The organism is Bacillus piscicola, assembly GCF_022458745.1.
GTDB lineage: Bacteria > Bacillota > Bacilli > Bacillales > Marinococcaceae > Alteribacillus_A > Alteribacillus_A piscicola.
On record NZ_JAJJJF010000002.1, the window covers coordinates 96,097 to 108,174 of the forward strand.

General features: G+C 43.0%; 12 protein-coding genes. 11 read left to right on the plus strand and 1 reads right to left on the minus strand.

All coding sequences use genetic code 11. The features are described from left to right. Nucleotides 1–61: 61 nt before the first annotated feature. From LOR49_RS05170 to LOR49_RS05200, 7 genes are all read left to right on the plus strand, one after another. Nucleotides 62–1,264: an MFS transporter gene (locus tag LOR49_RS05170; RefSeq protein WP_240375113.1), complete on the plus strand. Its 1,203-nt coding sequence runs from the start codon at nucleotides 62–64 to the stop codon at nucleotides 1,262–1,264. A 260-nt stretch (nucleotides 1,265–1,524) separates the two neighbouring features. Next, nucleotides 1,525–2,076 carry a 16S rRNA (guanine(966)-N(2))-methyltransferase RsmD gene (rsmD, locus tag LOR49_RS05175; RefSeq protein WP_240375702.1) on the plus strand — a complete coding sequence of 184 codons (552 nt, stop codon included), beginning with the start codon at nucleotides 1,525–1,527 and terminating at the stop codon, nucleotides 2,074–2,076. Nucleotides 2,077–2,100: 24 nt separating this feature from the next. Continuing rightward, entirely contained in the window at nucleotides 2,101–2,592 is a 492-nt protein-coding gene (gene coaD / locus LOR49_RS05180) for a pantetheine-phosphate adenylyltransferase (RefSeq protein ID WP_240375116.1), read from the plus strand. Between the two features lie 220 nt (nucleotides 2,593–2,812). Then, nucleotides 2,813–3,622, plus strand: a complete 810-nt coding sequence (locus tag LOR49_RS05185; protein WP_240375118.1) for an arylamine N-acetyltransferase family protein — start codon at nucleotides 2,813–2,815, stop codon at nucleotides 3,620–3,622. Between the two features lie 15 nt (nucleotides 3,623–3,637). Continuing rightward, a complete protein-coding gene (locus LOR49_RS05190) occupies nucleotides 3,638–4,354 on the plus strand; it encodes a M15 family metallopeptidase (RefSeq protein ID WP_240375120.1) in 717 nt (238 codons plus the stop codon). A gap of 35 nt (nucleotides 4,355–4,389) precedes the next feature. Beyond that, nucleotides 4,390–5,544 carry a hypothetical protein gene (locus LOR49_RS05195; protein WP_240375121.1) on the plus strand — a complete coding sequence of 385 codons (1,155 nt, stop codon included), beginning with the start codon at nucleotides 4,390–4,392 and terminating at the stop codon, nucleotides 5,542–5,544. Nucleotides 5,545–5,694: 150 nt separating this feature from the next. After that, the gene (locus LOR49_RS05200) at nucleotides 5,695–6,321 is read left to right on the plus strand and encodes an ABC transporter permease family protein (RefSeq protein WP_240375123.1); all 627 of its coding nucleotides are present in this window, start codon (nucleotides 5,695–5,697) and stop codon (nucleotides 6,319–6,321) included. Between the two features lie 15 nt (nucleotides 6,322–6,336). Here LOR49_RS05200 and LOR49_RS05205 read toward each other — a convergent pair whose 3' ends face one another. Next, nucleotides 6,337–7,314 carry a Rieske 2Fe-2S domain-containing protein gene (locus tag LOR49_RS05205; protein WP_240375704.1) on the minus strand — a complete coding sequence of 326 codons (978 nt, stop codon included), beginning with the start codon at nucleotides 7,312–7,314 and terminating at the stop codon, nucleotides 6,337–6,339. 178 nt (nucleotides 7,315–7,492) lie between these two features. Between LOR49_RS05205 and LOR49_RS05210 the strand changes: the two genes are divergently transcribed. From LOR49_RS05210 to LOR49_RS05225, 4 genes are all read left to right on the plus strand, one after another. Then, complete coding sequence (locus LOR49_RS05210) at nucleotides 7,493–8,833, plus strand: uracil-xanthine permease family protein (RefSeq protein ID WP_240375125.1); 1,341 nt, start codon at nucleotides 7,493–7,495, stop codon at nucleotides 8,831–8,833. Between the two features lie 208 nt (nucleotides 8,834–9,041). Beyond that, on the plus strand, nucleotides 9,042–9,962 hold the full coding sequence (locus tag LOR49_RS05215; RefSeq protein WP_240375127.1) for a cation diffusion facilitator family transporter: 921 nt from the start codon (nucleotides 9,042–9,044) through the stop codon (nucleotides 9,960–9,962). A 127-nt stretch (nucleotides 9,963–10,089) separates the two neighbouring features. Next, complete coding sequence (locus tag LOR49_RS05220; RefSeq protein WP_240375129.1) at nucleotides 10,090–10,494, plus strand: RDD family protein; 405 nt, start codon at nucleotides 10,090–10,092, stop codon at nucleotides 10,492–10,494. A gap of 68 nt (nucleotides 10,495–10,562) precedes the next feature. Then, nucleotides 10,563–11,936, plus strand: coding sequence for an amidase (locus tag LOR49_RS05225; protein ID WP_240375132.1), 1,374 nt, complete (start codon nucleotides 10,563–10,565; stop codon nucleotides 11,934–11,936). Nucleotides 11,937–12,078 lie beyond the last annotated feature (142 nt).

Consider the following 12,078-nt stretch of genomic DNA (forward strand, 5'->3'; position numbering starts at 1 on the left):
GCTTTCAAGTCTATATTATAATAACGCACATGTTTTGGAAGAGGAAAGAAGGGTCTCGTTCGTGAACGATTGGAAGAAGAATTTATATATTTTAACGACGTCTGTTTTTATCGTGATGTCAGGTATGACAATGATCATCCCCTTTCTGCCGCTTTACTTGCAAGACCTCGGTGTGACCGGCCATAAGGAAGTGACAATCTGGTCCGGTCTGATTGTCGGGGTAAACTTTTTTAGTGCGTTTCTTGTGTCGCCGTTATGGGGAAGACTTGCGGATCGACACGGCCGTCGTTTAATGGTGCTTCGTTCTGGGTTTGGAATGGCAATTGTGATGGTCTTAATGGGGTTTGCGACAGGTCCGTGGAGTCTGTTCGTTTTCCGTCTTATTAACGGGACGATATCGGGTTTCAATCCTGCATCCATTGCACTCGTTTCCACAAATACACCGAAAAAACATGTCGGATATGCCCTCGGAATTTTGCAGGCAGGCTCCGTTGCCGGTGCCATCTGCGGACCTTTGTTTGGCGGACTAATGGCAGAGGTGTTCGGCTTTCGAACAATTTTTAATATCACCGGGATATTAGTAGCCATTGCAGCTTTAACTGTCCTAATGTTTGTGAAGGAAGACTTTACTCCTCCTAAAAATGAGGAAAAAACGAGCACCTGGCAAGATTTTAAAAAAATAGCGGCCGTTCAGCCGGTACCGTTTATTTTTGTGATTGTCTTTATTATTCAATTTTCTCTCGTCGGATTGAATCCAATGGTGTCCCTATTGGTGGAAGATTTAAGCGGGGGAGTGAATAGTGCCTTTTTTGCAGGCCTCGCAGTATCAGCGATGGGATTTGCCAATATGCTTGCTTCGCCTCGCTTAGGAAGATTGAGCGACAGAAAAGGTGCACAATATGTACTGTTGTTTTCCTTAATCGGTGCCGCACTGTTTGCAGTTCCACAAGCATTTGTTACAGAGCTTTGGCATTTGATTGTAATGCGGTTTTTAACCGGCCTTTGTCTTGGCGGTCTTTTACCGGCAGCTAATTCCTTAATAAGAACGTTGTCGCCAGAAGGGATGGAAAGCCGGACATATGGATTTTCTAACAGCTTTCTTTTCCTTGGATCCATGCTGGGCCCTATGTCAGGCGGCCTGATTGCATCAACAATGGGAATTCGCGGGTTATTTTTCATCTCCGCCATTTTGCTCATAGCTGGTGTATTTGTGATGAGAATGCAAGTCATTCCGAGATTAAAAAAAGGCTGTTCCTCAGGGTAAAGGAACAGCCTTGCCCGCATTTAGCGGGCTATGGGAGAGGAGAAACCGGAGGAAGAACTTATGGGGAAAGTAAGTCTTCTCCGCGGTTAATAGCAGCATGAATGATGCTGCTGTCTGTCATTATGTACGGTGTAAGCGGATAATATACATATTTCTAAAGAAAAAAGTTAATAAAAGAATTCTTTGCCATTCTTAAAAACATTGTGGTAGGATAAAGTGAAACTAAAGAGCGAATTTTGACAAAAGGCCGTGAACAAACTATGCGTGTCATTTCTGGAAGATTTAAAGGAAGGCCGTTAAAAGCAGTACCCGGGATGAAAACCAGACCGACATCCGATAAAGTGAAGGAAGCTCTCTTTAACAAGATCGGTCCTTATTTTGACGGGGGAACGGCACTTGATCTGTATGCGGGAACAGGAAGCCTTGGCATTGAGGCTGTGAGCAGAGGTTTTTCGACATGTGTATTTGTCGACCGTGCTCAACAAGCTGTGCGGGTGATTAAGAATAATTTATCAAGTCTGGATCTTCTCGGCATGTGTGAAGTGTATCGTAATGAAGCAGAACGTGCCCTTCATGTGCTGGCGAAACGAAAGAGAATGTTTGACGTCATTTTCCTTGATCCTCCCTATGCGGATGAAAATGTAACGGACGTCATAGAATTAATTGTTGAAATGGGGCTGCTCGCAGAATCGGGACAAATAATTTGTGAACATCGCTCTTCTGTCGATCTGCCTGGTTCAGTCACAACCTTACATAAAAAGCAAGCAGTGACATATGGGGATACAGGAATTTCTATTTACAAATCTGATTAATATATAGAAAGGGGGAGAAGAAGCGTGCCTTCTATAGCAGTCTACCCCGGAAGTTTTGACCCTGTGACTAACGGACATCTAGATATTATCGAAAGAAGCGCTAAAGTCTTTGATCACATGGTCGTGGCTGTGCTGCATAACCGTAATAAAGTTCCGCTGTTCTCTGTCGAGGAACGTGTTCGAATGCTGAAACAATCGGTCTCCTACCTGGACAATGTCGAAGTTGATTCTTTTAACGGGCTCTTAATCGACTATGTCCGCCAGAAGAAAGCCCACACGATTGTTCGTGGTCTGCGAGCAGTATCAGATTTTGAATATGAAATGCAAGCTGCATCCATTAACCGGAAGCTGGACCCGAGCATTGAGACCTTTTTTATGATGACGAACAACCAATATTCCTATCTAAGCTCAAGCATCGTAAAAGAAGTAGCCAAGTATGAAGCAAACGTCAGCTCACTCGTGCCAGAAATCGTCGAGAAAGCTCTTCACGAAAAATACAGTCAAAACAAAAAATAATAAAGCTTAACGTTCAGGCAACCATGCACTGAGCGTTTTTTCATTTATCTGTAAAGAAAATGAGCTAGTGTCAATGAGGATAATGCTTGGCACTGTGGACCTTTCCCGTAGTGTCTTTTTAAGTTGATCAAGTTTTTGTTTTCAGTCTGTAGCCGCTACATTATAATAGGATGAAAGTGAAAGGGCCTGTTTGCCCTGATTGTATGGAGGAGCTGGTAATATGAGCGATAGATTGAACACTTTTTTAAGTGAAATCGGTGTTTCGGCTAAGGAGGACAAATTAGAATCGATAACAAAGGTTCTCGAAGCTACTGCAGACCGTTTCCCGTTTGAAAACGTAGATGTTGTAATGAGAGATAAAGAAAAGGTTACGGAAGATTTTCTTATTAAAAAGCATCTCATACAAAACCGTGGTGGTCTTTGTTACGAATTGAACCCGCTTGTCTATCTATGTCTAAAGAAATTGGGTATTGATGTTCATTTAGCACTTGGTACGGTGTATCATGAGGACGGCTGGGCGACGGATAAGACACACGTATTGAATGTGGTTGACATAGAGGGAGAGCTTTATGTGGCAGATGCCGGCTTTGGAAATAATTTAAGCCGGAAGCCTCTAGTGGTTGACGGCCCTCCAGAAGAATCGAGCGCAGGGATATTTCGCGTGCGCCTCAAAAATACGGAAAAAGGAAACGCTGTTTTAGAAACGAAAGGAACAACAGACTGGCAGCTTCGTTACGCTTTCTCAACAGAGCCGGCCGATTGGTCAGAGCTCGACCGTATTAAGTTCATCATCACTGACGACGATCGCTCTGCTTTTAACAAGCAGCTGCTTCTGTCAAAATGTTTGCCAGAAAAGACGATCTCCATTAATGAACAGCGTCTGCGCATTCGCCACCTTCTGCAAAAGGATGAAACGGATACAGTTTTTCAATCAGAGGAAGATCTTTTATATACAGTTCGTCAACATGCCAATCCTGCGATTGCCGAAGAAACAAAAAAATACCTAAAGCGGCAGACGTATTTCAATTAGGAACGAGGTATCGATATGTCTTGCAATCATACACCCATTCCTTTGCTCTCTTTTCCGAATGAATGGGAAATGATCCCTATTCGCCATGTATCCGAACCGCTTGTCTCTGTAGAGAAACTAGGATCAGAGAAAGTAAAGGCAGAGCCGATGTATCAAAAACATGGGGTCCCGGGAGCACTGCGATCATGTTTTATACGTGAAGGAGTAGGAGAGCGACTGCTGCAAGCGGCTGCTCTGCTTCCAGAACCTTATACATTGCTTGTTTGGGATGGCTTCCGGCCCTACCACGTTCAGGAGGCAATCTTCAAGGACTATTTTAATCAGCTTAAAATAGCCCATCCCGATAAAAAGAATGACGAGTTAATGAAATTAACGAAACAATATGTGTCTCGTCCCTCCAATTCTAGAACAGCACCCTCCCCACATATAACCGGCGGCTCCATAGATGTAACAATAGCTGGTCCGGATGGGGAAGTAGTCGAGATGGGTACAGGTTTCGATGATTTTACGGCAAGAGCAGCGACCTGTTATTGGGAACAGAAAGCCCAAAATGAGACACTGGAAAATGATGAAAGAATGGCTTTGGAGAATCGCCGTCTCTTATTCAACGTAATGCGTGCGGCCGGGTTTACTAATTACCGGGAAGAGTGGTGGCACTTTGATTACGGCAACCAGTGGTGGGCGGGTTTGACAGGGGCACCATCTGCACTTTACGGAGTTGCAACGTTGTAGGAGATTTACTTTTAGAAATGTAAGGAGTAAAAAAAATGGGCGAATACGATGTGAGAAAGGAGTCAAAGCGCTCCTACCGCAATATAAATATATTATTTTTTATGGTTCTATTACTTCTGCTTATCGTTGTTGTATTTTTAAATGTGTTTATCGGCACGATTACATGGAAAAGTTTTTATATGGACATGATAACCTCCTTGATTGGTGTGATGATTCCTCTGGTGTTATTTAATTTAGCGTATGATCATTTCACAAAATCTCATCAAAAACTCGAAATGTCAGATACGATTGCGAACGCATTTATGTTGAATAAAAACGTACTCGCGCGTTTTTCGGTCGCGTCTCGAAAGAATTTCATCCGGAATTCTACCGAATCACTGCTCGGCGAGGATGAAGGGAAAATGCTATATACGACGCTAATTGAACCGTATTTGGAGAATCGCTATAATTTCCGCCGCAACTTTAAGTATAATGTTTGTTATTCCAATGGGAACGACCGAGTTTACCAAGTTGGCCCGTATTTGATGGAGTTTACTGGCAGCGATTATTATTGGGTGGAAGAAGATCTATCTTTTTTTCGCAATATGAATATTTTTCAATTAAAGAAAAGAAGAATTACGGTTGGCTTTTCCTATTGGGAAGATGAATTAGAGGAATTGTTTAAAGGAGAAGGGGTGTTTTTTCGGGAAAATCTTTTCATTTCCGACGAACATAAAGAAGCCATTCAGCAGTTTACGAACGAAGAGCTGAAAAATTTCGTTACCGAGGTCTTAACATTCACATTTGAGCTAAACGATAAGCCGCTTACATATGAAGTTGAGAATAGTACAAATGGTTTTTATCTCCAGTTTCAAATTGACTCCTCCATCGAAACATCTGCTGACAAAGAATATAAATTTAAGTATAAGTTTCAAATGCCGCAATTAAAAACAATGAAAAAATTCATCTCCATTATCTCAGAACCGACTTATAACGTGGACGTGCTGTTTACACACGACGATAAGAATATTAGGATTGTGCCGATCCCATTTTTCGATGCAAGTGAAGTGATCAGCCACCTGCCTAACAATATTGTTAAAATTGAGCTGGACAAATGGGTACTCCCGCGCTCTGGGTGTGTGTTCATCTGGGATGATAACAGCCAGAACATAAAGGTAGAAAAAGTAGAGGAGCATCATTATATTGGATAGAGATGGTCGAACAAGTTCATCTTGCTGTGATCATTAACTAGATGACACTCCTCATAAAAACGGGTGAAAAGATCCCGGATACGATTTTATTGAGCAGCCTCATTACCAATAGTTACGCGACAATCACTTGTAGAAAAGAAGGAGTTCCTTTTGAAAGAAATAAAGAGAATGAGTGTGTTCAGGCGTGATATGATCATCCTAGTATCAGTAATTATTATTCTATCTATTAGTGGCATGGTTGCGGCTTATAAGCAAGGCTACGAACACGCTACTGTCCAAATAGAAGAAATGACAGTGAACATCGAAGAAGTAAAGCACCAGCTTGCTTCGTTGAAGAAACAAGAAAAAAAGGTAACAGCTGCTTACAAATTACAAAAAGAAAAATTGTCTTCTATAAAAGATCAATACGAGAAAACACAAAGAATAACGGCGAAAAAAAAAGAGATGGAGAGCGAATTGGCAAAAAAGGAACAAGCTTTGCGCTCACTGGAAACAGAATTGAAAAAGCTTCAGGCAGTAATTGTTGAAAAAAAAGCAGAACCACATTCTTTACCCGCTGGTTCTTTTACGGTAGGGAAGGATATGCCAGCTGGGAGATATAAAATCGAGCCAGACGGCGGTAATGGAAACTACGTTATGGATGGTGGGGCAGAAAAAGTGAGTATTTTACTCGGCAACAGGCAGGAAAGTATTTTTCTACACGAATATGTTGCCGAGCTTGAAAATGGGGATATCATTTCTGCGACACTGCCGACGATATACACGCCGGTTGAATGAGCTACGGTGTCTCTCTTAAGATGTACCGAGTACGACACCGCATTCTTTTAAGTATTGACGATAGGCGATGCTCACCCGGTCAGAAACTAGTGACAATTCCACTTGCAGATCCAAAGGCAGCTCTTCTGGTTTTTGGTTTTCTACGATTGGCTTATCTTGGGAGAAAATTTCATCCTGAAAGGCTATCGTGTCCGCATCTGAATTCCCAGTTTCATAGTTAAATGACATAATGCCGTACGCCATTGATTTCTCTTCATCGATAGGGCGGACGGTAAGTAAGATGGTCATCTTCGTATTTGTATCCGGATCGCGTTTTGTAAAAAGGACTGTTAATGGTCGAAGTATCTCGTATGTGTAATAGACATTTTTCGCTTGTCCGGAACCATCCGGATCTGGCTGAAAGATGGCAATTTCATCGGAGAAAATCCGCTCCCCTTCACGATGTACTTTATAATCTGAAATCTCCCGGTGCTTTTTCTCTCCTAAATACCCTTCATGGACAACGGCGAGATGGCCGACATCGAGAAAATTCTCGACGACACGCGGTGGTTTCGCCGTCACTTGTTGTGGACCCCAAATGATATTATGATAGGCTTCATCCGCCATTGGAGGATAGGTAAAGAGCGCGGGTTCATTCCCTGCTAAGTTTACCCAAACCAGATCGTACTTTTCCTGACATGAATAAGAAACAGCTTTTGCTTTTTTTGGTATTTTCCGACCTTCTGGTAGTTGGGGAATGGAGACACACGCTCCGCTGTCATCATATTCCCAGGCGTGATACGGACATACGAGGCAATCATTTTTCACTTCCCCAAGTGAAAGTGCGGCACCACGGTGAATACACAAATCTTTAAACGCGTGCACCCCTTTTGAATTTCGAAAGATAACGAGACGCTCCCCCATGATCATTACTTGAATCGGTTTATCCTGCACATCCTCCGCACGGCAGGCTACTATCCAATCTTCCATTAAAGCTTGATCCTTCACCACAATTAGAAACCTCCTCTGTCGTTTACTACTTTATTCTAAATCAGCTCACCACCTCTTTCAACCTAAAAACGAACTAAAAAATAAAAATATATATAAACGTTCGTTTTTAGGTGTACAAACGACCGGAAATCTTTTATAATCCTCTCATAACATTCGAAAATAGAGCAAAGGGGTTTTGGGAATGGAGAAACAGATGAAAAGTGACATTCTAATAGGTGTTCATGATAAAATCAGTCCTTCTAAATCATTGCTGCTTGGATTGCAGCACGTACTGGCCATGGATTTGTATATTGCTCCGATAATTATTGCCGGACTCCTATCCTTAAGTGCTGAGAACACCTCTTTTTTTGTGCAAATGTGTTTTCTGGCGACTGGAATAGCGACTCTCATTCAGACGGGGGCAGGACTCAAACTTCCTGTCGTACAGGGGCCGTCGTACGTCCCAATTGGGGCCATTGCCGCAATTGGCAGTAAGCTCGGCCTCGGCGCCATTGCCGGAAGTTTAATCCCAGGTGCGCTTATCGTTGCGGCATTAGGTTATCCGTTAAAAGTGTTTGCCAAAACAGTGAAAAAGATTATCCCGCCGCTTGTTGGGGGTACGGTCATCATTATTGTAGGTATTTCGTTAATGCCGGTTGGGCTTAATAATATCTTTTATGCGGAAGGTGGAACGATCAGTGAAAACATTGCCATCGGTGCGATTTCGGCAGCAGTCCTCATAATATGTATGCTTCTTGGAAACCGACTGAAAGGGTTTGGTACCTTTTTCCGGCTTGTGTCTGTTATTGTTGCTATCATTCTCGGGACAATGGCAGCGAGTTTTTTTCATCCGCTTGATTTTTCGCCAGTAAAGGAAGCAAGCTGGTTTTCGCTTCCAACTTTGTTTCCATTCGGAGCACCTGTATTTGATGTTAGTGCGATCATTACGATGGTCCTCGTATACTTTGTGATTTTGATTGAAACAACCGGGACATGGTTTGTCGTTTCCTCGGTCACCGGGGAAGATCTCGGTGAGAAACGTTTAAACCGTGCGTCTGTTGGGGAGGGAATTGGCTGTTTTGCCGGTGCGCTTGTCGGCAGTACACCGCTGACTGGTTATTCATCCAATGCTGGTCTTCTGCAAATTACGGGTGTAGCAAGCAGAATGGTCATTCTTACAAGCGGCCTTCTCTTAGTCGGACTTGGTCTCGTGCCGAAGCTCTCAACAGCGATTACTTGCATTCCGGAATCTGTTATTAACGGCATCTTTACGATTGTCTGTGTTGCAATCGTGACGAACGGCATGAAAGTCATTCAGCCAATCTTGATTGATGACCGAAATATGATCGTGATTGGTGTTCCGATTTTGTTGACGATCGCGATGACAGTACTGCCAAAAGAGGTGTTGGAGAATGCGCCGGATTGGGTGAATTATATTTTGTCGTCTGGTATTACTGTTGGGGCATTGGCAACTGTGTTTCTGAATCTCCTGATTCCGAAAGGGAAAAAAGAAGCTGGGGAAACAGAAAAATTAGCAGGATAGAAGGAAGACAAAAAGCTGGTCCGAGAGAGACGAACTCTGCAGTACCAGCTTTTTTATGCGTCTATCGGTGGGAGATAGACCATTTAGTATGATCCTTTTTTTCATTTGGCGATTTCTTATTTTAAGGGTTAGTTCTATAGATGAGTGACTTTCGTTATTTTCGGGAACAGTAACGTTAAATAGTTGTTTTAGTTAGGAGGGATCACACTTGGGCCACTCCCATTCAACTAATAGAAAAACATTATTAATTAGCTTTTTTATCATAACGGTATATATGATTGTGGAAGCGGTCGGTGGTTTTCTTACGAACAGCCTCGCGCTGTTGTCAGATGCAGGACATATGTTAAGTGATGCGGTATCCTTGGGAATCGGTGTGCTTGCGTTCACAATAGGCGGTAAGGCAGCGAATGCTTCCAAAACATACGGTTACAAGCGTTTTGAAATATTAGCAGCTGTTTTTAACGGTGTCACACTAATCCTTATTTCTCTGTATATTTTTTATGAAGCATATCCCCGTTTTTTCAACCCTCCTGATGTTTCCACAAACGGCATGCTGATTATCGCCATTATCGGATTGCTTGTGAATATTCTCGTTGCTTGGATTATGAGTCGCGGCGGCGATACGAAAGAAAACCTAAACATGCGAGCCGCGTTTCTCCATGTGCTAGGGGATTTGGTTGGATCAATAGGTGCCATTACAGCCGCACTGTTTATTATGTTTTTTAATTGGGGGTGGGCAGATCCACTTGCGAGTGTCATTGTCGCTGTACTTGTATTAATAAGTGGTTGGCGTGTCAGCAAAGATGCCATACATGTACTGATGGAGGGTACCCCTGAAAATGTTGATACCAAAGAAATTGTACAAACGATGGAGGAAGTAAAAGGAGTACTCGGTATTCATGACCTTCATGTTTGGAGCATTACGAGCGGTCAGAATGCTCTTTCCTGCCACGCGGTAGTGAACGGGGGTTTAACCGTCTATGAAAGTGAAGCTCTCATTCAAACATTGGAAAAACAATTAAAAGAAAAAGGAATTGACCACGCGACGATTCAAATGGAAAGCGAAGAACACTCCCACGACGAACAATCTGTATGTAAGGGGGACAGTGGTCTTATTCCACAAACGTAAGTAAAAGGTGCAAGCTGCGTATTCACAGCTTGCACCTTTTTGTGATGGATGACGCTTCTTACTGTTGTTGCTTGTGAGTATGTTAGGATGAAGAAGGATTTTAAAATAGAAAAGGGGATGAGAAAAAATGGTTAGGAACCCTGCAGGATTTTGGCGGAGATTAGCTGCTAATCTTTTAGACGGCATCGTCATTGGCATTCCATTGGCTGTGATTAGTTACATCATCACAGGGAATGCTGAAGGCGATTGGTTTACAAATTTGTTAAGCCTTGCGTATGCCATCATTGTACCGGTGGTTTGGTTTGGATATACGGTAGGGAAACGTATCATGGGAGTCAGGATTGTAAAAGTAAATGGAAATAAATTAGGGGTTGGGGCGATGCTGCTGCGTACATTTGTAGCAGGCCTTATTTACGCGATAACGATAGGAATTGCAGCTCTTATCAGTGCGTTCATGGTTGGGCTGCGTGATGATAAGCGCAGTATACATGATATGCTTGCTGGAACGTATGTGACGAAAAATACCCCGTAGGGATGAACAGCACACCTCGGAAAAGTCATAAAAGAATAGATGATTATTTTTTGGAGGTGTTTTTAGGAATGGACACGATCAAAAGTTTATTAGCCGGTTATCGTGAGCAAAAATTTTCTCCACCAGAAATAACACGGAAACAATTAGAGCGTGCCCGGCAAAACCAACACTTGAATGCTTTTATTTTGCAAACGGAAGACATTGCGCTCCAACAGGCGGAGATTGCTGAAAGGCGCTGGAACCTCGAGGACGCCGGCCGCCTGGAAGGAATTCCGGTTAGCTATAAGGATAACATTTATGTAAAGGGCTTACCTGCAACGAGCGGTTCGCTGATTGATAAACACTTTGTTCCCAAACACCATGCCAGAGCGGTACGCGACTGCAACAGAGAAGGTGCGGTCATGATTGGCAAGACAAATATGCATGAATTTGCGTTTGGGATAACGAATAATAATCCTTTTTATGGGCCGGCACGTAATCCATGGAATTCTGAGTTGATTGCAGGCGGTTCAAGCGGTGGTTCCGCGGTTTCTGTGGCAGGCGGTTCAGCTGCTGGTTCTCTTGGAACAGACACGGGAGGATCGGTTCGTATCCCTGCCGCTTGCTGCGGCTTGGTCGGTTTTAAACCTACCTATAATCTTGTGAAAAATTCGGGTGTTACTTTAATATCCTGGAGTTTGGACCACATAGGGCCTATCGCAGGTACTGTGGATGATATCCGTATTATGATGGAAGCGTTAACGGAATGCAATTTTGAAATAGAAGATGAAAGAAAGCAAGATTTGAAAGGAATAAAAGTTGGTGTTCCTGTCAATCATTTCACGAACCGTTGTGAAAGAGAGATCTTGGCTGTGTATAAGAAGGCTTTGCAACAATTTGAACAATTAGGGGCACAACTTGTCGAAGTGGAAGTCCCTGATGCTGAGCTTGCAGGGGCATTGACTTTTACAATAGCAACAGCAGAAGCAGCCTCTATCCATCGATGGCGCGCAGCGAAGTATCTCAAAAAATACGGTGAGGATGTACGTTTGGCAATAGATGCAGGGGCCACCGTTCCGGCTGTGGAATACATTGAAGCTCGAAAACGACAAAAAGCTATTAGCTTCGCTTGTGAGCGGTTATTTACTGATATCGATTTGTTGATGACACCGTCCTTACCCGCGCTGCCAAAACCAATTGGGCAAGAAGAAGTAACCATTGACGGGCAGACCGAACCTATTTTTAACTGCATGATACGTTATACTTCTTACTTTAATTTAACAGGACACCCGGTGCTATCTTTGCCGGTTGGCATGACTTCTACTAACCTGCCTGCGAGTGTTCAGCTTATAAGTGCGAAGGGGGCAGACAGTGAATTGCTTAGATTAGCAAAAATCTATGAAGATTATCATTTGCTTGAACTTTACCAGCGGCGACGACAGCTATCATTTCCAGATAAATAACATGCAGCAGATTTTAACTCTTTTAATAGGGGAGAAGCAGACAGTGGAAGCTTATTGCTAAAAGTTGCTCTAGGATAACCCTAAAGAAGTCAACATGTTTACTTTATACCTACCGAGGGTATACAAGCGTGAAACCTTCTCG

What these genes read in the sequence shown, in the direction of transcription:
- LOR49_RS05195 (WP_240375121.1), top strand. Translation starts at nt 4,390, where the DNA reads ATGGGCGAATACGATGTGAGAAAGGAGTCAAAGCGCTCCTACCGCAAT.
- LOR49_RS05190 (WP_240375120.1), top strand. Translation starts at nt 3,638, where the DNA reads ATGTCTTGCAATCATACACCCATTCCTTTGCTCTCTTTTCCGAATGAA.
- LOR49_RS05225 (WP_240375132.1), top strand. Translation starts at nt 10,563, where the DNA reads ATGGACACGATCAAAAGTTTATTAGCCGGTTATCGTGAGCAAAAATTT.
- rsmD (WP_240375702.1), top strand. Translation starts at nt 1,525, where the DNA reads ATGCGTGTCATTTCTGGAAGATTTAAAGGAAGGCCGTTAAAAGCAGTA.
- LOR49_RS05210 (WP_240375125.1), top strand. Translation starts at nt 7,493, where the DNA reads ATGGAGAAACAGATGAAAAGTGACATTCTAATAGGTGTTCATGATAAA.
- LOR49_RS05220 (WP_240375129.1), top strand. Translation starts at nt 10,090, where the DNA reads ATGGTTAGGAACCCTGCAGGATTTTGGCGGAGATTAGCTGCTAATCTT.
- LOR49_RS05185 (WP_240375118.1), top strand. Translation starts at nt 2,813, where the DNA reads ATGAGCGATAGATTGAACACTTTTTTAAGTGAAATCGGTGTTTCGGCT.